The following is a 22,569-nucleotide window of genomic DNA, read 5'->3' on the forward strand; positions in this document are numbered from 1 at the left end:
TGAGTTATTTTACAGGCTTCCTGTGAGCCAGGACGCTCTTGCGCTCTGATATTGCGGAGGTCAAATCCTTACTGGTCAACTCGCGGCGTTCAATCAGAGCATGCTTGATGGCGTCGCTAGCGGCGCGAGTAACGTCCGCATAGCTCAAGCCTTTGGCCTTTTTGGCCAATGTCTGCCAATTTACGGCATCCGATATCTTTCTCGAAACAAATTTGAATTTGAGAGCTGCAATGATTTCTTTCTCATTGGGAAGTGAGTATTCGACAATGTCGTCGAACCGCCGGAAAACGGCGCGATCGAGAATGGTTGGATGGTTCGTGGCGGCGATGATGAGGCTGTCGGACTCATCCTGCTCAACCATTTGCAGGAAGTTATTTACGATGCGGCGGATTTCACCCACGTCGTTACTTAGGCCGCGCTCGGAACCGATGCTGTCGAACTCATCGAAAAGATAAACGGCTCGGGTTTGTGCGATAGCGTCAAAGATCAAGCGTAGCTTGGCTCCTGTTTCGCCCATAAACCGGGTAATGAGCCGATCAAGGCGAACTACAAAGAGCGGCAATGACAATTCGCCTGCGATCGCCGACGCGGTTAGCGTCTTTCCGGTGCCTGGCGGGCCAACCAGTAGAAGTTTCTTGCGAGGCGACAAACCGTGCGCGCGAATGTCTCGGATTGTCTTATGTTCGCGAACAACTCTATCCAGGATTGCTCTTGTATTGGCGTTAAGAACCAAGTCTTGCAGGCGCGTTTGCGGATACGTAACTGTCAGAAGGTCAGCGATTTCGCCACGAGGGCGGGCGAGCGGAATTGGGGATGGCCCCGGCGATGGCACTCTTGCTCGCGACTTATCGATAAGATCACGCAGTTCCTCGGCAAGCTTGCCGTGTCCGCTGCGCGCTTCACCAGCAGCGATTTGCATAGCGATCGAATGAAATTGAGCGGCATCACCCTCGGCGTATGCCTTTAAAAGCGCCTTGAGTTGATCTGCGCTGGCCATGGGACGTGCTTTGCTGCTCACTTGGGAAGTTTACCTTCAGGTTGCAGATTCTGGCAACCAGTACTAATTGGCGCGCCGTGTTTGGTGACAAGTGGTGCGGGCGGCCGGACTCGAACCGGCACAGGCCTTACGGCCCTACGGATTTTCGTACCACTTCGGCTTTCGCCGCCGCCATAAGGCGTTCGTGGTCTGGACTATCCCTTCACCCTGGCACGTAGGCTTTAGGTGCTGCCCGTCTAGTCTCTACACCTTCCCCCGGGAGGGGGCTTGGCTCGGGATTGCCAGTGAAGGTTTCCCCGACTTTGAGCAGTTCTGCTCCTGGGGTTTCCCCCCAGGGCACTCAATGGCTTAAGTCCGATGCGTCTACCAATTTCGCCACGCCCGCATCGGCCCATCTATAAGGCGCAATTGGCTTAAGGCCAAGAGAATCCAGTAGTTTTCGCACATGGTTTGAGCAACCTAGCGCAGCGTTTCCAGCTCTCCACGGCGGATTTCCACCACTTCCTTCCTCGGTGGCTTCTTCTTCCGGACGTTGATCGCGCTGGCGTCCAGCACGTCCTTCAGGTGCGCCGCATGGTATTTCTCGATCATCTCGACGCTGGTCCACTAAGCCTGCGCGTCAACCGCGCTGGCCGTGGTATTTGGTGGAATTGCTTTCTCCAAACGCTCGACAGAACAAGCTAAAACTCGCCCGAATCGGCGTATTGTGCTTGGCGCCCCCTTGCGAAAAGTGCGTTGAGCAGTCTGCGGCTGGTTAGCAAGGCACCGCAGGAGCATCAGCATAGCGCCGCCGAAAGCTTGATGCAGAACCGACTGCCCTTGGCAAGAACACATCAGCAAGCAGTTAGTAAGTGCGCCTTCGCGCAAGAAGCGAGCCGCTACCGGCTCGTAAGAGGAGCCCCTCCGGGCTCTAAGTGCGTGCCCAGCTTGGCCCGCTAAACTTCAGTATCCCTGGATTCTAAGGCTTCAATTGCAGCCGGGTTGAACTGGATAGCAGGCTCACTCGCAATCACCGGCTTCACCTGGCGGACAGACTTCGGACGCCGGACATTGATGGCCGAGGCATCAAGAGTATTCTTGATGTGAGCGGCGTAAAATTTCTCGATCATCTCCACACTGGTGCGGCAGTTCTTCGCTATCTGATAGATGTCTGCCCCTTCCATCAGTCTCATACAGATATATGTGTGGCGAAGGCTGTAAGCCGTTCGTGGCTTGCCGTCGCGGTCAAGCTTCAACGTATGCTTAGCGAGCAAACGGTTGAACAGCTTGATGTGATTGCCCGGAAATACCGGGTCGGTCGGCTGCGGATACTGCGGCACCGGGGCTGGTCGAGGATTTCTCCTGCGCTCACGCGCCTTTCCTTGCGGGACATATTTGGCCCGGGTAAGCAGCCGCTCATAAGGTAGCACCGCACTCGGCGTGCTCTTGCAGTAGCCGACACCACGCTTGCCGCGCACTTCGATCTCAAGAATTCTGTCGCCCTTACGCCCCTCCTCCACGATCGTAATGTCGCGATGTTGGAGATTCTTGGCTTCATCAGGCCGGAGGCCGGTGTTGCCGAGGAACAGGACGTAGTCATGCAGCTGCTCAGCATTCCAGCGGTGATGCGGTAGGCTGGCCTTCGCATGCTCGCGAGTCATCGTGTAGAGCTGCTTGTATTCCTCAGGACTGAACCAGGGGCGATGTACGACCTTTCCCTGCGACTTATAGGGTGGGGAGAAGTCCGGGAGATGCGCCAGCCATTCGTGCCGAATGGCGGTCTTTAGCACCTGCCGCAGCGTCACGATTTCATCGTGGATCGTGCTGCGTGCCGGCGCCTTCCCCGTTTTCGAGGTAGCGATCCGGTGCACTCTATATTCCTGGACCTTGCCAGGTGTGATCTCTGAGAGTCCCATGTCACCGAAGAACGGCAACAAATGGAGGCGCAGCCGTATGCCGTAGCCCTCGATCCATCGCTTGCTGCGATGTCCCTCGGTGATAACCTCGTACTCTTTCAAAAATTGGTCGGCCGCCTGCTTGAAGGTCTTCTCATTCTTTTTGAGAAGCCCCGCCTTCGACTTGCCGCGCAGCGCGAGATACCAATCCTCGGCAAATTGCTTCGCGAGGACGAGGTCGTCCTCGCGAGTTGTGGCGCGGTATTGGCGCCCATCAATCGAAGCGGAGCAGTGCCAGTGGCGGCCATCGCCGCGCCGGTAGACCTGGATGAGGCCGCCTAAGAGTTCGTGCCGAGCCATCTCGCACCTCCTCAACTCAGGATAGCGCGGAACCGCTCGGTCGTCGAACTTTGTGCTAGGCGTGCGCTAGGCCATTTACGCAAAATTAAAGGGTTAGGCCTTCGCCTAACCCTTTGTATTACATCGAATATTTGGTTGCGGGGATAGGATTTGAACCTATGACCTTCAGGTTATGAGCCTGACGAGCTACCGGGCTGCTCCACCCCGCGTTAAACTGTTGCATGCCTTCGTCAAAATGCCGGGGACGGTGGATGGAGGGCCGACGCTGCTCGCGTGGCTTGCTTCTCCCGTCCCAAAGGCTTCCTTGGAAGGCAACCCCGGGCAAAGCCCTCGGGCGCGAGGGGTATGTACCAACCCGGGCTGCCTTTGGAAAGGGCTGCGCGGACGTTTTTTTCGACTTTATGACAGGTCGCGGGACCGGATTCCGGCCGATTTGCCACACACTTGCCAGAAGTTCCACAAAGGACCAGCTTGCGGCAACAAAACAAAGGCGAAAAGCCAGTTGGGGAGGAACGCCATGGACCGAATCTTGGCCCGAACCTTGGACCATGCTTTGGACCAATCCTTGACAAGCGCCTCTGGCGCTCGACGACGTCTTTCCCGCCGTGGTGACGCGGTCGCGGGCTGAGGCGGCGCCTGATCTCGCCGGGCGGCTCGACCGGCTGGCGGCCATTGCGAGCGCAGCGAAGCAACCCAGAATCCCTCCGCGGCGATAGCCTGGATTGCTTCGCTGCGCTCGCAATGACAACAACAACAACAGCAACAAAGAATCTTCGAGGGGGAAACATCGGTGACGGACACATTCGATTTCGTCGTCGTGGGCGCAGGCTCCGGCGGCTGCGCGGTGGCGGGAAGGCTGTCGGAGGATACGGCGACATCCGTGGCGCTGCTCGATGCCGGCGGACGGAACGATAGTTGGCGGATCACCACGCCGTTCGGGCTGGCTTTGCCATACAGGGCGGCCAACTGGGCTTTCGATACCGTGCCGCAACAGGGATTGAACGGCCGTATCGGCTATCAACCGCGCGGCAAGGGCCTCGGCGGCTCCTCGGCGATCAACGCCATGGTCTACATCCGCGGCCACAAATGGGATTACGACCACTGGGCCTCGCTCGGCAATGAAGGCTGGTCGTACGCCGACGTGCTGCCCTATTTCAAGCGCTCGGAGAACAACGCTGATTTCGACGGCGCGTATCACGGCAAGGGCGGCCCGCTGCATGTCAACAGACTGCGCTCGGACAATCCGATCCACGACATCTTCCATCAGGCCGCGCGCGAGGCGCAGTTCCGCATCCGCGAGGACTTCAACGAAGAGGATCACGAAGGGCTCGGCAGCTACCAGGTGACGCAGCACAAGGGCGAGCGCTGGAGCGCGGCGCGCGCCTATCTGCAGCCCCGCGCGAATCTTCGTGTCGAGACGGGGGCGCATGCCACGAAGATCCTGTTCGAGGGTGGGCGCGCGGTCGGCATCGAATATGTGCAGGGCAAGCAGACAAAGCAGCTGCACGCCCGCCGCGAGGTGATTCTCGCCTCCGGCGCCTTCCAGTCACCGCAGCTGCTGATGCTCTCGGGCATCGGCGATCGCGAGGCGCTTGCCGCACACGGTATCGGCGTCGTGCATGATTTGCCGGGCGTCGGGCGCAATCTTCAGGACCATCCGGATTTCGTGTTCGTCTACGCGTCCGACTACCCGCACTTCGTTCATTCATCGCTCGGCCGGCTGCCGTCCCTGCTCCGCGCCATCCAGCGGTATCGCCGTGAGCGACGCGGCCTGATGACCACCAATTTCGCCGAATGTGGCGGCTTCCTGAAGACCAGCCCCGACCTCGACGTGCCGGACATTCAGCTGCACTTCGTCATCGCGATGCTCGACGACCACGGCCGCAAAAAGCACAAGGAGGCGGGTTTCTCCTGCCATGTCTGCCTGCTCAGACCGAAGAGCCGCGGCAGCGTATGGCTGAAGAGCGCCGATCCGCTCGCAGCCCCCATGATCGATCCGAACTTCCTGGGCGAGGCGGAGGATCTCGAGACGATGGTCGCGGGCTTCAAGACCACCCGACGCCTGATGGAGACGCCTGCGATGCGCGCATTGCAGAAGAAGGACATGTTCACATCCGATGTGAGAACGGACGACGACATCCGCGCCATCCTGCGGGGTCGCGTCGACACCGTCTATCACCCCGTCGGCACCTGCAGGATGGGCACAGACGCGATGGCGGTGGTCGATCCAAAGCTGAAGGTGCACGGCGTGGAAGGCCTGCGCGTCGTCGATGCCTCGATCATGCCGACGCTGATCGGCGGCAACACCAATGCGCCGACCATCATGATCGGGGAGAAGGCGGCGGATATGATCAAGGGAGAGATCCGGTAGTTCTTCTCCCTCTCCCCGTTCTTACCGGGAGCGGGTTGGGGTGAGGGGCCTCTATCCGCGCATGGGGTGAGAGTTGGACTCGCGGAGAGGCCCCCTCACCCGGATCGCATCAATCGCGAGCATGGTTCCTTTACCGACATCGAATAGGGCTGATATTCGCGTGGTCCCCAGCTTCTGGAGCGAAAAATACAGACGATTTTAACGATCTGAAACCGGAATGATCGGTTCGGCGTTCATTCGTTCCATGGCAGGCTCTCGCTCATGAACAGTTTCGATCTCGCGGTCTACGCGGCACTCGCGATTGCGGTCGGCTTCGGCTTCAGGACCGGGCTGCTCGGCAGCGCCATGACCATCCTCGCCTATCTGCTCGCCGCGCCGATTGCGGTTGCACTGATGCCGCTGATCGTACCGCAGGTCGCCAACAATCCGAATCCGTCGCTGCTCCAGAACTGGATCTGGTTTTTCGGCATCTTCGTGGTCGTCGGCATGCTGTTTGGATATATCGGCCGGCTGGCGCTGAGCGACACGATACGCGAGGCCGGGATCGGCGACCGGCTCGGCGGCGCCGCGCTCGGCGCCATCAGGGTCGGTCTCGTCGCCACCACGCTGGTGCTGGTGTTCGACCAGATCGTGCCGGCCAACCACCAGCCGCCCTTCCTGGCCGGCTCGCACCTGCGGCCATTGTTCTCGGCGGTGGGGCAGATGGGATTCAAGTCGCTGCCGCCGGAAGCCGCCTCCGCGATCGACCGCCTCAAGCAGGAACGGCGCATCTAGCGCGCGATGAGATCGCGCTATAGCTTTTGTTTGGGCATGATCTTTTCGGAAAACCGCTCCACACTTTTCGCTAACGCGGCCTTCGGGTCCGGATCATGCCTGCGCATTTGCATCGCCGCAGCGCGCGCCATGCATTTTGACGCGAACCCCTCCCTTATCAGCGGCGCCACGATTGGCTAGAGTGCGGCCCGTCCAAAACCTGCCTGACATTACGGGAGTGAAACTGTGGATCTTGGGATCAAAGGTCGCCGCGCCATCGTCTGCGCATCCAGCAAGGGCCTCGGCCGTGCCTGCGCCATCTCGCTGGCCGAAGCCGGCGTTGACGTCACGCTGACCGCGCGCGGCGCCGAAGCCCTGAAGAAAACGGCCGACGAGATCCGGAAGGCCTATCCTGATGTGAAGGTCACCGAGATCGTCGGCGACATCACGACGCCGGCCGGCCGCGAGGCCGTGCTGAAGGCCTGCCCGGAGCCGGATATCCTGATCAACAATGCCGGCGGCCCGCCGCCCGGCGATTTCCGCAACTGGACCCGCGACGACTGGATCAAGGCGATCGACGCCAACATGCTCACCCCGATCGAGCTGATCAAGTCGACGGTGGATGGCATGATGGCGCGCAAGTTCGGCCGCATCGTCAACATCACCTCGGCCGCGGTGAAGGCGCCGATCGACATCCTCGGTCTCTCCAACGGCGCGCGCGCCGGCCTCACCGGCTTCATCGCCGGCCTGTCGCGCAAGACCGTGATCAACAACGTCACCATCAACGGCCTGTTGCCGGGCCCGTTCGAGACGGATCGTCTGACCAGCACCGCGAAAGGCGAAGCCGACAAGCGCGGTACGACGCCGGAGCAGGTCCTGGCCGAACGCGCCAAGCTCAACCCGGCCGGCCGCTTCGGCCAGCCCGATGAGTTCGGCTATGCCTGCGCGTTCCTGTGCGGCGCCAAGGCCGGCTTCATCACCGGCCAGAACATCCTGCTCGATGGCGGCGCTTTCCCGGGCACGCTTTGAGGGCGGTCTGGTACGAGCAAACGGGACCGGCCGGCGACGTCCTCACCTATGGTGAGATGGCGACGCCGGTCGCGGGCCCAGGCGACGTTCGCATTCGCCTGGAAGCCTCCGGCGTCAATCCTGCCGATGTCGGCCGGCGCGGCGGCTCGTATCGAACCATGGAATATCCCCGCGTCATCCCGAACAGCGACGGCGCGGGTTTTGTCGACCAGATCGGCGACAGCGTGACCCGCTTCAAGATTGGCGACCGCGTCTGGCTGTTCAACGGCCAGCGCAACGGCCGCGCCTTCGGCACGGCTGCCGAATATATCGCGCTCGCCGAGCAGCTGGTGACGCCGCTGCCGGACAATCTCTCCTTCGCGGAGGGCGCGACGCTCGGCATTCCCGCGATGACCGCGTGGTGCGGCCTGTTCGCGGACGGGCCTGTTGTCGGCAAGACCGTGCTGGTCACCGGCGGTGCCGGTGCGGTCGGGCACTATGCGGTGCAGCTCGCAAAGTGGGGCGGTGCACAGGTGATTGCGACCGTCAGCTCGGCGATGAAGGGCGAGCAGGCGCGGCGCGCTGGCGCCGATCTTGTCGTCAATTACAGGAATGAAGACGTCGTCGCCAAGGCGATGGCCTTCACCGGTGGACGCGGTGTCGACCGCGTCGTCGATGTCGATTTTGGCGGCAACATCGCGACCACCTTGAAGCTGATGGCAGTCAATTCGACCATTGCAGTCTACGCCACCAACGGCAATCGCACGCCTGTGGTGCCGATGCGCGAGCTGATGGAAAAATGCATCACGCTCCGCGCGCTGGTGCTGTTCGCATTGCCGCCCGCGCTGCTTGCAGCGGCGCAGACGGACATCTCGAAATGGCTGGCGGCGGGGCCGCGTATCCACACCATCGCGGCGCAGTTTGCACTATCCGACACGGCACAGGCGCATCTCGCCGTCGAGAAGGGCGACAAGCTCGGTACCGTCATCGTGGACTGCGTGCGCTAAGAGTTACGATACGGGCGTGGTCCGCTCGTCGGTCCAGTCGATGCCGAGCTCGTCCATGCCGTCGGCGAGGAGATCGCCCAGCATCGGCTCGCCCAGCAGATATTGGACAGCCTCGCGCCGGGGCGCCTTGTATTCGGCGCGCGCCTCGATGGCGCGGGCGCGCAGATCGCCCCATTCCTCCGCGTCGCCATCACCGCGACCGATCCACATCAGCGTGACGAGGTCGAGCTGCTCGTCCTCGTTCATGGCCTGGATGAAGCCAGCGAGCTCGGCCGCGACCGGATCGGACGCATTGTCCTCCAGCACGTCGGTCTCGCCGTCGTCCGCGGCGTTGGACCCCGAATCCGGATCGGAATCCGCCTCCTTGACGTCGAATTCGCGGGCCTTCTCGATGATGAAGGCGACCTTCTCGGCGGAAATGGCTAGCTCTGGCATGGGCTCCCCCTTTGTTGATCTGGCTGGTTTCGGGTTCCTCCGATAACGCCACATCGCGACAGATGATCCATTGCGTTCAACGGCGGAAGGCCGCATCTTTCGCGAAAGCAAGAAAATCAGGGGCGCGCCGCATGCAGTGGGAAGTCGGCAAGGTCAAAATCACAAAAATCGTCGAAATGGAGACGGTCGGCTCGACCCGCTTCATCCTGCCGGCCGCAACCAATGACGAGATCCAGAAACTGCCCTGGCTGATCCCGCACTTCGCCACCGAGGAGGGCCGGCTGAAAATGTCGATCCATTCGCTGGTGGTGGAGACGCCGACGCGCCGCATCGTGGTCGACACCGGCCTTGGCAACGACAAGCAGGGCCGCGGCGTCCCGGTGTGGAACAACCGCAGCACGCCATTCCTGGAGACCATGACGGCGGCAGGCTTCTCGCCCGAGAGCATCGACACCGTGCTGTGCACGCATCTCCATGTCGACCATGTCGGCTGGAATACGAAGCTGGTCGATGGCAAATGGGTGCCGACCTTCCCCAAAGCGCGCTACCTGTTCGGCAAGACCGAGTATGAATATTGGCGCGACTATACGGCCGAGCCGGACAAGGTCGCGGTGTTCAACGATTCCGTGAAGCCGGTCGTCGATGCGGGCCGGGTCGAGCTGATCCCGGGCGATCACCGGCTCTGCGAGGAGATCAGCGTGATCCCGACACCCGGCCACAGCCCCGGGCATATCAGCGTCCTGGTCGAATCCGGCGGTGCGCAAGGGCTGCTCAGCGGCGACGTCGCCCATCACCCCTGCCAGATGGCACATCTCGACTGGTGCTCGGTCGTCGACACCGATCCCGCCCAATCCGCCGCGTCCCGGCGCAGGGTGTTCTCGCGCTTTGCCGACACCCCGACGCTGGTGATCGGCGGTCATTTCTCCGCCGGGCACATCAAGCGGGACGGAGATGCGTTCAGGTTTGTGGCGCTGGAGTGATCTCCGTGTCCCGGACGCGGTGCAGCGTGCAACGCTGCTCCGCAGAGCCGGGACCTAGAATGCCGCGACATGGGCCCCGGCTCTGCAGCGCATCACTTCGTGCTGCGCAGCGTCCGGGGCACGAGACCTCGCCCCGCCCACCGAATCCAGAAGCCTGCAATGCGCCTCACTTTGAGCGGTTGAATTTCCCGCCGCCCTGTTCCATGAAGCTATTTAACCGATCGGTCCATCTCCAGGGAGAAACGAGAATGAAGCTTGTTCGTTATGGCGAAAAGGGCGCGGAAAAGCCCGGCCTGATCGACAAATCCGGCCAATTGCGCGACCTGTCGGCGCATGTGAAGGACCTCACCGGCGAGGCCTATTCGCCGGAGTCCCTGAAAAAGCTCGCCGCGCTCGATCCCGCCTCGCTGCCCGCCGTCTCCGGCAAGCCGCGGTTCGGCGCGCCTGTTACCGGCATCTCGAAATTCGTCGCCATCGGCCTCAATTACAGCGACCACGCCAAGGAAACCGGCGCCGCGATCCCGACCGAGCCGATCATCTTCATGAAAGCCAACACCTCGCTGTCCGGCCCGAACGACGTGGTCGAGAAGCCGCGCGGCTCGACCAAGCTCGACTGGGAGGTCGAGATCGCCGCGATCATCGGCACCCGCGCCAAATACATCTCCGAAGCCGATGCGCTGAACCATGTCGCCGGCTATTGCGTCTGCAACGACGTGTCCGAGCGCGCCTTCCAGACCGAGCGCCTGGGCCAGTGGACCAAGGGCAAGTCGCACGACACCTTTGGCCCCGTCGGCCCGTGGCTCGCGACCAAGGACGAGATCAAGGACGTGCAGAACCTGGCGATGTGGCTCGACGTCAATGGCCAGCGCCGCCAGACCGGCTCGACCAAGACCATGATCTTCTCAATGGCCAAGTGCATCTCCTACGTCTCGCAGTTCATGACGCTGCTGCCGGGCGACATCATCACCACCGGCACCCCGCCCGGCGTCGGCCTCGGCATGAAGCCGCCGACCTTCCTCAATGTCGGCGACGTCGTGACGCTCGGCATCGAGGGTCTCGGCGAGCAGCGCCAGGAGATCGTGGCGGCGTGAACTTTGGCGCACTCCAAGACACCCATTGTCGTCATGCCCGGGCTTGTCCCGGGCATCCACGTCTCACAGTCTAACCACGCGGAGATGCGTGGATGGCCGGGACAGGCCCGGCCATGACGGAGGAGACACCGTTCGCACAAGACTGACCGCAGGGAATCGTCCGCATGAAACTCTCCTTCTCCGCCGCCTCGCCTTTCGCCCGCAAGGTGCGCATCGCCGCGATCGAGCTCGGGCTGATCGACAAGATCGAGCTGACGCCCGCGACCGTCGCGCCGGGCACGGTCAACGAGGACTATTCGCGCATCACGCCGCTGAAGAAGCTGCCGGTGCTGATCACCAATGACGGCGACGTGATTCTGGATTCCTACGTCATCGTCGAATATCTCAACGAGATGGCCGGCGGCAGCCTGATCCCCGATTACGGCCCGCAGCGCTGGAAGGCCAAGACCAATCACTCGCTGATCAACGGCATGCTCGATTCCATGCTGCTGTGCCGCTACGAGAAGATGGTGCGGCCGCAGGGCCTGCAATGGCAGGCGTGGTCGGACGACCATTGGAACCGGGCCTGGACCGGCATGGCGCGCTTCGAGAACATGCCCGAGGTGCTGAACGGGCCGTTCGACATCTCCCAGATCGGCCTCGTTTGCGTGCTCGGCTATGCCGACTTCCGCTTCGCCGATTGCGGTTGGCGCAAGGCCTATCCGAAGCTCGACGCCTTCCACCAGAAGATGCTGGAGCGGCCCTCCGTCAAGATCTCGGTGCCGCCAGCGGCGTAGGACCGGGACGGCGGGGAGAAGGACGATGCACGACCGCTTCCTCCGCCTCAGCATTCTCGGCGCGAGCCTTGTGCTCGCGTTGACCGTCTCGGCCACTCCCATGCAAGCCGACGGCACGACGCCTGGAGAACGAAACCCAGCCTGCGAACCGCCGTCGTCAAGCGACGACGGCTGGACAATTGCGGCGCCCAACAGCGTCGGCATGGACGGCGCGCAACTCTGCGGCATCGCTGCACGACTGGCGCAACGCGCGACCTCGGTCCATTCGGTTGTCGTCACGCGCCACGGCAAGCTCGTCTTCGAGCAGTATTTCCCCGGCTACGATCAACCCTGGGGACAACCGGACGACCAGCACGAATTCACCGCGACGACGAAGCACGACATGCGTTCGGCATCGAAGAGTGTGGTTTCGCTGCTCGTCGGCATCGCGATCGATCGCAAGCTGATCGGAGGCGTCGACGAGCCCGTGCTCAAATTCTTCCCCGACCATCAGGCGGTGAAGCAGGCCGGCTGGGAGGCCATCACGCTGCGCCATCTGCTGACCATGTCATCAGGCATCACATGGGACGAAGCGCGCGACTGGACCGATCCGAAAAACGACGGGCCGCATCTCCTCTCTGAAGCCGATCCGATCGGCTATGTGCTCACAAGGCCGGTCGCGGCGCCGCCGGATGTGCTCTGGACCTATAATGGCGGCGGGACTGAACTGCTTGGCAACATCCTCGAGCGCGCCTCGGGCAAACCGCTGGAGGCATTTGCGCGCGAGGCGCTGTTTCAGCCGCTCGGGATCACCGATGTCGAGTGGAAAGCCTATAAGAACGGCAAGATCGCAGCGGCCGCAGGCCTGCGCTTGCGGCCCCGCGATGCGGCGAAGCTCGGCCAGCTCGTGCTCAATCGCGGTCAGTGGAACGGCCGACAAATCGTCACAGCCGACTGGATCGCGCAATCGACCATCCCACGATTCCAGGCGGTCGGTTATTTCGGCGGCACGCTGTTCTACGGCTATCAATGGTGGATGGGCCGCTCACTGGCCGGCGGCAAGGAAATCAAATGGGTCGGCGCCTTCGGCTGGGGCGGGCAACGCATTTTCATCGTGCCCGAGCTTGATCTCGTCATGACAACGACCGCCGCGCAATACGGCCAGCCGAAGGAAGGGCTGGCCGCGATCGACATCCTCTCCAACATCGTCATTCCATCCGTGCGTGACGCACGCTGAGTGCAAGGAAAGCGAACAAGGGAAGTGAGCATGAGCCTGAAATTCACCGTCGGCGATCTCATCATTCATCGTGTCGTCGAGCAGGAAGCCCCTTTCTTCCCGGCGCTTGAGTTCATGCCCGGGCTAACGCCGGAGGTGCTGGCCGAGAACCGCGCTTGGCTGCGGCAGGCCAAGGCGCTGGATGACACCGACACCTTCCTCCTGTGCTTCCAGTCCTACGTGATCAAGACGCCGCATCACACCATCCTCGTCGACAGCTGCATCGGCAACGACAAACCGCGGCCGCAGCGGCCGAGATGGAATATGAAGACCGACGACACGTACCTGCGCAGCCTCAACGCCGCCGGGTTTGCTGTCGACGACATCGACTTCGTGATGTGCACGCATCTGCATGTCGACCACGTCGGCTGGAATACGCGGCTGGAGAACGGCCGCTGGGTGCCGACCTTCCCCAACGCGCGCTACGTCTTCGCCAAGCAGGAGTTCGACCATTGGTCGGAGCAGAATGCGAAGACGGAGATTCCGCCGTTCGTGGACAGCGTGCTGCCGGTGGTCGAGGCGAAGCGCCACGAGCTCGTCGGCAACGACCACCAGATCGGCGATCACGTCCGCATCCTGCCGACGCCCGGTCACACCCCGGGCCATATCGCGGTTACGATGGGCCGCGGCAAGGACGACGCCGTGTTCTCCGGCGACCTCATGCATTCGCCGCTACAGACGCTCTATCCGGAGCTGTCGATCAAGTTCGACGTCGATCCGGCGAAGGCAGCAACCACGCGCCGCAGTTTCCTGGAGCGCTATTGCGACACCGACACGCTGTGCTGCACCGCGCATTTCCCGTCGCCGTCGGTGGGGAAGATCAGGCGCAAGGGCAACGGGTTTATCTGCGCGGCGGTGTAGCGGAACGCCGCAATCGGCCCGCTTCCGTCATGCCCGGGCTTGTCCCGGGCATCCACGTTCTTACAATCGACGGCAATGAAAACGTGGATGGCCGGGACAAGCCCGGCCATGACGAGGAAACATCATGGCCGATCTCCCCGACATCCCCCTGCCCGCCGGCATCCGCTCGCGTTATGTCGATGGCATCAACGGCTTGCGCATGCACGTGCTGGAGGCAGGCTTCGAGACCAAGGGCCGGCCCTGCATCCTGCTGCTGCACGGCTTTCCCGAGCTCGCCTTCTCCTGGCGCAAGGTCATGCCGGCGCTGGCTGCGGCCGGCTATCACGTCATCGCGCCGGACCAGCGCGGCTATGGCCGCACCACCGGATGGACCGCGGACTATGACGGCGACCTCGCGCCGTTCTCGCTCCTCAACTCGGTGCGCGATGCGCTCGGACTGGTGTCGGCGTTCGGCTACAAGCAGGTTGATCTCGCCGGACACGATTTCGGCAGCCCGGTCGCGGCGTGGTGCGCGCTGATCCGGCCCGATGTGTTTCGTTCGGTGACGCTGATGAGCGCCCCATTCGGCGGAGCGCCGCCGCTGCCGTTTGGCACGGTCGATGCGGCCGCGAAGCCGCCCGTGGAAGACCCCGTGCATCACGAGCTCGCCGCGCTGCCGCGCCCGCGCAAACACTATCAATGGTATTACGCGACGCGCCCGGCCAACGCCGACATGCAGCACGCGCCGCAGGGCGTGCATGATTTCCTGCGCGCTTATTATCATCACAAGAGCGCGGACTGGACCGACAACAAGCCGTACCCGCTGAAGTCGTGGTCGGCGAATGAGTTGGCAAAGCTGCCGACCTACTACGTGATGGACGCCGGCGAGACCATGGCCGAGACGGTGGCCAAGGAGATGCCGTCGCCCACCGCGATTGCAGCCAACCGATGGCTGCCGGACAGCGACCTCGCCTATTACAGCGCCGAATATGGCCGCACCGGATTCCAGGGGGGCCTGCAATGGTACCGCTACGGCACATCGGGCATGCTCAACAGCGAGATGCAATTGTTCTCCGGACGCAGCATCGACGTGCCCTCCTGCTTCATCTCGGGCAAGCAGGATTGGGGTACCTATCAGCGCCCCGGCGTGTTCGAGGCGATGCAGGGGCGCGGATGCACGAAAATGCTCGGCTGCCAGCTCGTCGATGGCGCCGGCCATTGGGTGCAGCAGGAGCAACCGGCCGAGGTGAGCCGGCTGTTGCTGGAATTCCTGGCAAAGACCGAAGCCGCCTGATTTGACCTGGGAACCACGGCACTCTATATAATTTAGAATAATTCTAAACTATCAAACCAGGGCTGCCGTGAAGACTTTTGCTGAACTAACCGAGCGCGAGGTGCTTGCGGTCGCGATCTCCTCCGAGGAGGAGGACAGCCGCATCTACATGACCTTCGCCGAGGACCTGCGGGAGCGATATCCGGACTCCGCCAAGATCTTCGAGCAGATGGCCGAGGAAGAGCGCGGCCATCGCCACATGCTGCTGGAAATCTACGAGCAGCGCTTCGGTCCGCACCTGCCTCCCATCCGCCGCGAGGACGTCAAGGGATTCCTGAAGCGCCGTCCGGTCTGGCTCACCAAGAACCTGCCGCTCGACACCATCCGCAGGGAGGTCGAGACGATGGAGATGCAGGCCGAGCGCTTTTACGTCAAGGCCGCCGAACAGGCGCAGGATGTCGGCGTGCGCCGTTTGCTCGGCGATCTCGCCGAAGCCGAGAAAGGCCACGAAGAGATGGCCGCGAAGCTGGCGGACCGGATCCTCAGCCCCGATGTGCGCGCGGAGGAAGATCGCACCAACCGCCGCATGTTCGTGCTGCAATATGTGCAGCCGGGGCTTGCCGGCCTGATGGACGGATCGGTCTCGACGCTGGCGCCGCTGTTTGCGGCTGCGTTTGCCACCCACCAGAACTGGCAGACGTTTCTTGTCGGCCTCGCCGCCTCGATCGGCGCCGGCATCAGCATGGGATTTGCGGAAGCGCTGTCCGACGACGGCTCGCTGACGGGGCGCGGCTCGCCATGGCTGCGCGGTCTCACCTGCGGCGTGATGACGACGCTCGGCGGGCTCGGCCACACCGCGCCCTACCTCGTGCCCGACAGCTGGGCCAATGCGTTCTGGATCGCAACCGCGATCGCCGGGATCGTCGTGTTCTTCGAGCTATGGGCGATCGCCTTCATCCGCTCGCGCTACATGGACACGCCGTTCCTCCAGGCCGTGTTCCAGATCGTGCTCGGCGGCGCCATCGTGCTGGCGGTGGGGATATTGATCGGGGCGGCGTAGGCGCCTCACTCACTGTCATGCCCCGAAGGCGGAGCATCCAGTACGCCGCAGCTTTTCGGTTCAATCGCTGGCCTCACGGAATACTGGATCGCCCGGTCAAGCCGGGCGATGACAGTGTGCATGAAGCGGCGTCGCACGCCCCTTGAAATCCGGCATATCAATCGCGATCAAACGGCGGTTGCGGCATTCCGGCAAACTGCGCATCATCCGCCGACAACCAGAGCGGGAGACGCGCCATGGCCAAATCGGAGTGGAGTTTCAAAAGCGCAGTCGAGCTGTCGGCCGCATTGGGGACGAAGAAGGTCTCGTCGGTCGAGCTCACGCAGGATGCGATCAGCCGCATCGAACGTCACGACGGCAAGGTCAACGCGATCTGCGTCAAGGATTTCGACCGGGCGCTCGGTGCCGCGCGCGAGGCGGACGCGGCGCTGGCGCGCGGCGAGCGCAAGCCGCTGCTCGGCCTGCCCATGACGATCAAGGAATCCTTCAACATCGTCGGCCTGCCTACGACCTGGGGGTATGTGCCGCAGAAGGATTTCAGGCCAGCGGAGGATGCGCTCGTGGTGGCACGCATCAAACAGGCAGGCGGCGTGATCCTCGGCAAGACCAACGTTCCGGTGGGCCTCGGCGACTGGCAGAGCTACAACGACATCTACGGCACCACGAACAACCCCTATGATCTCGGCCGCACACCGGGTGGATCGTCCGGGGGGTCGTCGGCAGCCCTTGCCACGGGCTATTGCGCGCTCGCCACCGGCTCCGATATCGGCGGCTCGCTGCGCGTGCCAGCATTTCATTGCGGAATCTTCGCTCACAAGCCGACCATCAATCTCTGCGCGGCGCGCGGCGAAACCCCGCCGCCGTTTCCAGCCATTCCGCGCGACGGCGACCTCGCCGTCATCGGCCCGATGGCGCGCACGGCGGCGGATCTGTCCCTGCTGCTCGACGTCATGGCCGGACCGGATCCCCTGGAAGCCGGCGTCGCCTACAAGCTCGATTTGCCCGTTGCACGGCATCAGTCGCTGCGGGATTTCCGCGTGCTGCTGATCGAAAGCCATCCGCTGCTGCCGACCGACCGGGACGTCCGCAGCGCGATCGACAAGCTCGCAACCGATCTTGCGAAGTCCGGCGTGACCGTCGCGCGCGAGAGCGCACTGCTCCCGGACTTCGCGGAAACGTCTCGGCTCTATATGCGCATGCTGCTTGGCTTCCTCGGCGCATTCTTCCCACCCGACATATTGGCGGCCTCGCAGGCCAGAGCGAGCCAACTGTCGCCGGAGGACCGGAGCCTCGGCGCGGAGCGTCTGCGTGGCATGACCGCAAGCCACCGCAGCTGGATCCTCGACGCAGGTAGCCGCGCCGGCCTGCGTGCGCAATGGCGCGCGCTGTTCAAGAGTTTCGACGCGGTGATCTGCCCGATCATGCCGACACCGGCCTATCCGCATGATCATTCGCCGGAGCAGAGCCTGCGACATATCAACATCGACGGCAAGGACTACCCCTATTCCGATCAGCTCGCCTGGCCCGGCATCGCGACGCTTCCGGGCCTGCCGGCAACGGCCGTTCCGCTGGGACTGTCGAAAGACGGCCTGCCGGTCGGCGTGCAGATCGTCGGACCGTGGCTGGAGGATCGCACACCGCTCAAGCTCGCCGAGCTGATCGAGCGCGAGTTCGGCGGCTTCACACCGCCGCCTTTGTTTGATGATTAGTCCTGTCGTCAACGACCCAAGGGGAGAAACGTCATGAGCGACGACATGGAAGACCTCGCCGCGCTCAATCGCGACTACGTCGCCTCGGTACAGAACTGCGACGTCAAGCGTTTCGACGAGATCCTGGCGCCGGAATTCTATTGCTCCAATCCCGACAAGACGCTGGTCGACCGCGCAGCCTTCCTGAAGCAGACGGCGCGGCCGGTCACGATCCGCAATCTGCATGCGCATGACGTCATCATCCGCATCATGGGCGATTTCGCCATCATCCACGCCGCGACCAGCTACACCACGGCCGACGGCCAGCAGGCGACCGGGCGATACACCGATTGCTGGACCAAGAAGAACGGGACGTGGCTCGCAGTGTCCGCGCACGTGTCGCGGTGAGGTAGGCACACTGGCCCCTGTCCGCAACCGATCTAGAGCCGGCTGCCTTGGAGATTGGCAACCTCTTAAGTAAGATGCTGACCGCGTTCGGGCGCACTTATTCAGATCTTGGACTCGAACTCGACGATTGAGCTCTGCCCCTTTTGTATTTGCTGCCTCTAAGCGAAGAGAATTCCGGCGCAAAATGATCGTTTAGTTATCTTCCTCTATTTCGCGCTTCGACCAAAAGAGCAGACCAGCATGATGATCGGATATAAGCCGTGATCAATATAGCTTCTCTCGCAAATTCTGCGACTGTTACACCCCTAAAACTAGCAAGGTTACTGTCGGTCAGACGGCAAACGTTTCGCGCCAATGAGCGCGCCGATGCCCAGGCATTGAAAGACACACAGCCCCAACTTTGGCAAACTCTGTTAGGTAGCCTAAACCAAAATTCGCGCACCTCGATGCCCGGTGTAATCGGAGCTTTGGCTCGAGATATTCAGTCGAGTATGAAAATCGATATTGTTCAAGTTGCCGATGCGAAGGACAGCATTGATTTAGACGAAAAAGGAACAGACGAAAATGAACTAATCGAGCTCGTTTCGTCGGTTCCGTTGCTCGCCAAAGACGCCCTGGTAGGTCTCGTACAGCTCGCCCATGATGAGCCTACGCTCGTTGCGGCGGCGTTGCTCGTAGAGTGTCGCGCGGTACTGGGACGGCAGAATATCTCAGACGTGTCGTTCGACCTTCTGAGCTCGATGCTGGTGTACGCCGCTGGTGGAGCGTTGACATCCGATATTGCAGGGCGGGTTTATGAGTTTCAAGGTCACGTCGAGCGAACCCGTAGCCGGGCGGAGGAAACCTCAGAACTCCTGCGCTCGCGGTTCCACGAATTCAAATCCGGCGAAGAGGATAAGCTAACTGCATTCAAACGATCACTCTCGGAAGAGGTCAAGCTCCGCTCGGCGAGTGCCTTGTGGAGCGATCGGGCGCGCTGGCATCGCGCAATCTCCGCTCTTTCACTTGTTGCCTTCTTGGCGGTCATAGTTGCCGCTCTCTGGGCAATCGCGAACCATTTTAAGGAGATCGTCGAGTTGCTTCCGCGCGACAAAGACAATCATATTGAGTATGTCAGCGTTGCCTTGATTGCTATACCAGCTGTCGGAGTTGGGTGGGCTCTCAAAGTGCTCACCAGATTCATTCAAACCAATAGCATCTTGGGCGACGATTCGCGTCAGCGACAAGCCATGACGCGTACCTATCTTGCACTTGTTGCTGATAAAGATTCAGGCGTGACCGAAAAAGATCGTCTGGTCATGTTGAATGCGATCTTCCGACCTCTTCCGGGCATACAAGTTGACGAGGTCGCACCGCCGACAATTTTAGACCTGCTTAAGAAGGAATAGCTGTCATTTCGCGACAAGGCTGCGCTCTCCCGTTGCAGAGTCGTCCATTTCAGCGGAACGCCGCTTGCTGCGTCTCAAATATATTCTGCTGCGTCAAAACACGATCACGCTGCGCAGCGTCTTGCCGGCTTTCATGTTGGCAAAGCCTTCGTTGATCTCCGAGAGCTTCAGCTTGGCCGAGATCCAGTCCTCCAGATGCAGCCGGCCGCGCAGATAGAAATCGACCAGGCGCGGCATGTCGACGCGGAAATGGTTGGAGCCCATCGAGGAGCCCTGGATCCTGCGCTCGCGCAGGAAGTCAAAACCGTGCAGCTCGATCTTCTGGCCGAACGGAATCATGCCGACGATGGTGGCGGTGCCGCCGGAGGCCAGCATGGCGAAGGCCTGCTCCGCGGTTTCCTTGCGGCCTAGCACCTCGAAGGAATGATGCACGCCGCCATTGGTGAGATCGCGAACCTGCTTCACGACGTCGCCGTCGGCGGGATTGATGATGTCGGTGGCGCCCAGCTTGGTCGCGAGCTGGAGTTTTGCCGGATTGGTATCGATGGCGATGATGCGGCCGGCACCCGCAATCTGCGCGCCGTTGATGGCGGCCATGCCGACACCGCCGCAGCCGATCACCGCCACGGTTTCGCCGGCCGTGACCTTGGCCGTGTTCACGACCGCGCCGTAGCCGGTGATGACGCCGCAGCCGATCAGCGCTGCGAGATCGAGCGGCATCTCCTTGCGGATTTTGACGATGGCGTTCTCATGCACCAGCATCTGCTCGGCGAAGGACGAGAGATTGAGGAACTGATGCAGCTTCTCAGGTTTCGACCATTGCATCCGGTTGGAGACGCCCGGCAGCAGTTTTACGGTGGTGTCGGTGCAGAGCACGGTGCGGCCGGTGGTGCAATTATCGCAAGTACCGCAGAACACCGACAGGCACGTGACGACGTGGTCACCGGGCTTCACATAGGTGACGTCGGAGCCGACCTGCTCGACGACGCCAGCCGATTCATGGCCGAGCACCGCGGGCAGCGGATGCGGATAGAGGCCTTCCATGAAATGCAAATCCGAGTGGCAGAGCCCGGCCACCGTCGTTCGGATCAGCACTTCGCGCGGGCCGGGCTTCGGCAGGCTGACATCCTCGATGACCAGCGGCTTGTTGACTTCATAGAGGACGGCGGCCTTCATCGAGCACTCCCTGTCGCTTTTCTTGCTTTGAACGCGGGCGCAGCCTACGCCGCCAGAACCAGTTCGCCAACCTCGCTCATGCCGGCATCGCGATCCCCGAGCAGCAGCGCTGCGATCTTCGCTTGCGCGGCATTTTCCGTCAGCCGGAACGGATCATTTGGCGTCACCCGGTGGTCGATCACCAGACGCGACAGCAGCAGCCGGCGCGCATCGCCGCGCATGGCGTGGATGCGATGCGCCTCCCAGGCGAGCGCAACCGCGCTTGCGACATGATAGAGCAGGCTGGTGGCACGCCGCGCATCGGCTTCGTTCTCGGACTTCGCCGCAACCTCGCGCGCAAAACCGACGGCGCGATCGACGAGACCGCGCAGATTGTCACGCCAGGCCTGAGGCACGGACGCGCTGTCATCGAGCCGGGCATGCAGATCGGCTGATAGCGCGGATTCGGCTCCATGGCGGCCGACCGCACGCCGCAGCGCATCGATCGCGACGATGTTGCCGGTGCCCTCCCAGACCGAGCCGAGATGCGCATCGCGCAACAGCCGCGGCGTCGCGAATTCCTCGATATAACCGATGCCGCCGCGCATCTCGAGCGCATCGCCGCAGACCTTTCGCGCATCGCGCGTGGCGCGGAATTTCAGCGTCGGGGTCAGGATGCGCAATAGCGCCGCCGCATCCTGGCTGCCGGCTTCGGCGCGGTCGAGCGCGTCCGCGGTGAGAAAGCTCATCGACAGCGCCTGCTCCACGGGCAGCATGATTTTCAGCATCTGCCGCCGCCCCAGCGGCAGGTCGATGATGCGGTTGCCGAACACCACGCGGTTCTTCGCCACCGTCATCGCATCGTGATAGGCGCGGCGCATCAGCGCGGTGGACTTCACGCCATTCGACAGCCGCGACGAGTTCACCATCTCGGCCATCTGCACAAACCCGCGATCGAGCTTGCCGACGGCGTACGCAATCGCGCCTTCGAGCTTGATCTCGCCCGAGGCCATCGAGCGCGTGCCAAGCTTGTCCTTGAGACGCACGATCCGGTAGTGGTTCTGCGAGCCGTCGTCGAGGAAGCGCGGCATCAGAAACAGGCCGACACCACGCGTGCCGGGACCGGCGCCTTCGGGGCGCGCCAACAGCATCACGACTTTCGCGTCGGCATTCGAGCAGAACCATTTGTCGCCATGGAGGCGCCAATGGTCGCCCTCCTGCACGGCACGCGTGGTCAGCGTGCCGACGTCGGAGCCACCTTCCTTTTCAGTCATGAACTGGCCGCCCTGGGTCAGCTTGCTCATGTCGGTCGAGGTCAAGCCGTCCAGATATTTTGCCTTCAGCGCCTCGCTGCCGAAATTCGAAAGCAGCTTGGCGCAGCCGTCGGTGACGTTGATCGGACAGCCCATGCCGAATTCGGTCTGGTTGAACAGGAAGGTGAAGGCGTGCTTGGCCACGACAGGATATTTGTCCGGCCAGCCCATGATGCCCTTGCGGATCGAAAGCGCGTGGATGCCGAACTCGCCGAAGGCGGCGTTCTCCAGCTCGCGATAGGCAGGGTGATATTCGATCGACTGCACGTCGCGGCCGAACTTGTCGCGCTGGTGCAGTACCGGCGTGTGCCGGTCAGCAAGCCGCGCGCATTCGTCGAGCCGGCCGCCGGCGAGTTCGCCGAGGCGATCGAGCTGCGGCTCAATGTGGCGGAATAGCGACTCCGGCAGATGGATGCGCAAAAGGTCCGTCAGCGCCTGATCGGCGCGGTAGAAATTCATGCCTGACGTATCGGGTGCCAACAGGCCGGATGGTGCGGTCGCGACGTCTTTTTCCTGCGCTGTGACCGGCTTGTGCAT

20 protein-coding genes and 1 tRNA gene are annotated in these 22,569 nt (G+C 62.2%); 14 read left to right on the plus strand and 7 right to left on the minus strand.

Annotation, left to right across the window (positions count from 1 at the left end):
• Nucleotides 1-4: 4 nt before the first annotated feature.
• The 4 genes from AC1RR3_RS04370 to AC1RR3_RS04385 all read right to left on the minus strand — a co-directional run bounded on the left by AC1RR3_RS04370 (nucleotide 5) and on the right by AC1RR3_RS04385 (nucleotide 3,440).
• Nucleotides 5-997 (minus strand): AAA family ATPase, encoded by a 993-nt coding sequence (locus AC1RR3_RS04370; RefSeq protein ID WP_492819648.1) that lies wholly within the window; start codon nucleotides 995-997, stop codon nucleotides 5-7.
• Nucleotides 998-1,456: 459 nt separating this feature from the next.
• Nucleotides 1,457-1,588, minus strand: coding sequence for a hypothetical protein (locus tag AC1RR3_RS04375; RefSeq protein ID WP_492819650.1), 132 nt, complete (start codon nucleotides 1,586-1,588; stop codon nucleotides 1,457-1,459).
• A 344-nt stretch (nucleotides 1,589-1,932) separates the two neighbouring features.
• Nucleotides 1,933-3,231: a tyrosine-type recombinase/integrase gene (locus tag AC1RR3_RS04380; RefSeq protein ID WP_492819652.1), complete on the minus strand. Its 1,299-nt coding sequence runs from the start codon at nucleotides 3,229-3,231 to the stop codon at nucleotides 1,933-1,935.
• Between the two features lie 132 nt (nucleotides 3,232-3,363).
• Nucleotides 3,364-3,440: transfer RNA gene (locus AC1RR3_RS04385), tRNA-Met, on the minus strand.
• Nucleotides 3,441-4,021: 581 nt separating this feature from the next.
• Here AC1RR3_RS04385 and AC1RR3_RS04390 point away from each other — a divergent pair.
• The 4 genes from AC1RR3_RS04390 to AC1RR3_RS04405 all read left to right on the plus strand — a co-directional run bounded on the left by AC1RR3_RS04390 (nucleotide 4,022) and on the right by AC1RR3_RS04405 (nucleotide 8,370).
• Nucleotides 4,022-5,602 carry a GMC family oxidoreductase gene (locus AC1RR3_RS04390; protein ID WP_492819654.1) on the plus strand — a complete coding sequence of 527 codons (1,581 nt, stop codon included), beginning with the start codon at nucleotides 4,022-4,024 and terminating at the stop codon, nucleotides 5,600-5,602.
• 261 nt (nucleotides 5,603-5,863) lie between these two features.
• The gene (locus tag AC1RR3_RS04395; protein ID WP_492819656.1) at nucleotides 5,864-6,376 is read left to right on the plus strand and encodes a CvpA family protein; all 513 of its coding nucleotides are present in this window, start codon (nucleotides 5,864-5,866) and stop codon (nucleotides 6,374-6,376) included.
• A gap of 225 nt (nucleotides 6,377-6,601) precedes the next feature.
• Complete coding sequence (locus AC1RR3_RS04400; protein WP_492819658.1) at nucleotides 6,602-7,384, plus strand: SDR family oxidoreductase; 783 nt, start codon at nucleotides 6,602-6,604, stop codon at nucleotides 7,382-7,384.
• Nucleotides 7,381-8,370, plus strand: a complete 990-nt coding sequence (locus AC1RR3_RS04405; protein ID WP_492819660.1) for an NADPH:quinone reductase — start codon at nucleotides 7,381-7,383, stop codon at nucleotides 8,368-8,370. The genes AC1RR3_RS04400 and AC1RR3_RS04405 overlap by 4 nt, the downstream gene beginning before the upstream one ends.
• Before the next feature lie 3 nt (nucleotides 8,371-8,373).
• Here the strand turns inward: AC1RR3_RS04405 and AC1RR3_RS04410 are convergent, their stop codons facing one another.
• On the minus strand, nucleotides 8,374-8,805 hold the full coding sequence (locus AC1RR3_RS04410; protein WP_492819662.1) for a DUF3775 domain-containing protein: 432 nt from the start codon (nucleotides 8,803-8,805) through the stop codon (nucleotides 8,374-8,376).
• A 131-nt stretch (nucleotides 8,806-8,936) separates the two neighbouring features.
• Here AC1RR3_RS04410 and AC1RR3_RS04415 point away from each other — a divergent pair, with 131 nt between their 5' ends.
• The 10 genes from AC1RR3_RS04415 to AC1RR3_RS04460 all read left to right on the plus strand — a co-directional run bounded on the left by AC1RR3_RS04415 (nucleotide 8,937) and on the right by AC1RR3_RS04460 (nucleotide 19,564).
• Nucleotides 8,937-9,785 carry an MBL fold metallo-hydrolase gene (locus AC1RR3_RS04415; protein WP_492819664.1) on the plus strand — a complete coding sequence of 283 codons (849 nt, stop codon included), beginning with the start codon at nucleotides 8,937-8,939 and terminating at the stop codon, nucleotides 9,783-9,785.
• 248 nt (nucleotides 9,786-10,033) lie between these two features.
• Nucleotides 10,034-10,876 (plus strand): fumarylacetoacetate hydrolase family protein, encoded by an 843-nt coding sequence (locus AC1RR3_RS04420; RefSeq protein WP_492819666.1) that lies wholly within the window; start codon nucleotides 10,034-10,036, stop codon nucleotides 10,874-10,876.
• Nucleotides 10,877-11,040: 164 nt separating this feature from the next.
• Complete coding sequence (locus AC1RR3_RS04425) at nucleotides 11,041-11,652, plus strand: glutathione S-transferase family protein (protein ID WP_492819668.1); 612 nt, start codon at nucleotides 11,041-11,043, stop codon at nucleotides 11,650-11,652.
• A 25-nt stretch (nucleotides 11,653-11,677) separates the two neighbouring features.
• Entirely contained in the window at nucleotides 11,678-12,868 is a 1,191-nt protein-coding gene (locus AC1RR3_RS04430) for a serine hydrolase domain-containing protein (RefSeq protein WP_492819670.1), read from the plus strand.
• 30 nt (nucleotides 12,869-12,898) lie between these two features.
• Complete coding sequence (locus AC1RR3_RS04435) at nucleotides 12,899-13,768, plus strand: MBL fold metallo-hydrolase (RefSeq protein ID WP_492819672.1); 870 nt, start codon at nucleotides 12,899-12,901, stop codon at nucleotides 13,766-13,768.
• A gap of 124 nt (nucleotides 13,769-13,892) precedes the next feature.
• Nucleotides 13,893-15,041: an alpha/beta hydrolase gene (locus AC1RR3_RS04440; protein WP_492819674.1), complete on the plus strand. Its 1,149-nt coding sequence runs from the start codon at nucleotides 13,893-13,895 to the stop codon at nucleotides 15,039-15,041.
• Between the two features lie 67 nt (nucleotides 15,042-15,108).
• Nucleotides 15,109-16,080 (plus strand): iron exporter MbfA, encoded by a 972-nt coding sequence (gene mbfA, locus AC1RR3_RS04445; RefSeq protein WP_492819676.1) that lies wholly within the window; start codon nucleotides 15,109-15,111, stop codon nucleotides 16,078-16,080.
• Nucleotides 16,081-16,316: 236 nt separating this feature from the next.
• The gene (locus AC1RR3_RS04450) at nucleotides 16,317-17,789 is read left to right on the plus strand and encodes an amidase (protein WP_492819678.1); all 1,473 of its coding nucleotides are present in this window, start codon (nucleotides 16,317-16,319) and stop codon (nucleotides 17,787-17,789) included.
• A 33-nt stretch (nucleotides 17,790-17,822) separates the two neighbouring features.
• A complete protein-coding gene (locus AC1RR3_RS04455) occupies nucleotides 17,823-18,176 on the plus strand; it encodes a nuclear transport factor 2 family protein (RefSeq protein ID WP_492819680.1) in 354 nt (117 codons plus the stop codon).
• Nucleotides 18,177-18,436: 260 nt separating this feature from the next.
• Nucleotides 18,437-19,564, plus strand: a complete 1,128-nt coding sequence (locus AC1RR3_RS04460; protein ID WP_492819682.1) for a DUF6161 domain-containing protein — start codon at nucleotides 18,437-18,439, stop codon at nucleotides 19,562-19,564.
• 93 nt (nucleotides 19,565-19,657) lie between these two features.
• Here AC1RR3_RS04460 and AC1RR3_RS04465 read toward each other — a convergent pair whose 3' ends face one another.
• A complete protein-coding gene (locus AC1RR3_RS04465) occupies nucleotides 19,658-20,740 on the minus strand; it encodes a Zn-dependent alcohol dehydrogenase (RefSeq protein WP_492819684.1) in 1,083 nt (360 codons plus the stop codon).
• 44 nt (nucleotides 20,741-20,784) lie between these two features.
• A complete protein-coding gene (locus AC1RR3_RS04470) occupies nucleotides 20,785-22,569 on the minus strand; it encodes an acyl-CoA dehydrogenase family protein (protein ID WP_492819686.1) in 1,785 nt (594 codons plus the stop codon).

The sequence above is a fragment of the Bradyrhizobium sp. GW821-FHT13H05 genome, from assembly GCF_058804065.1.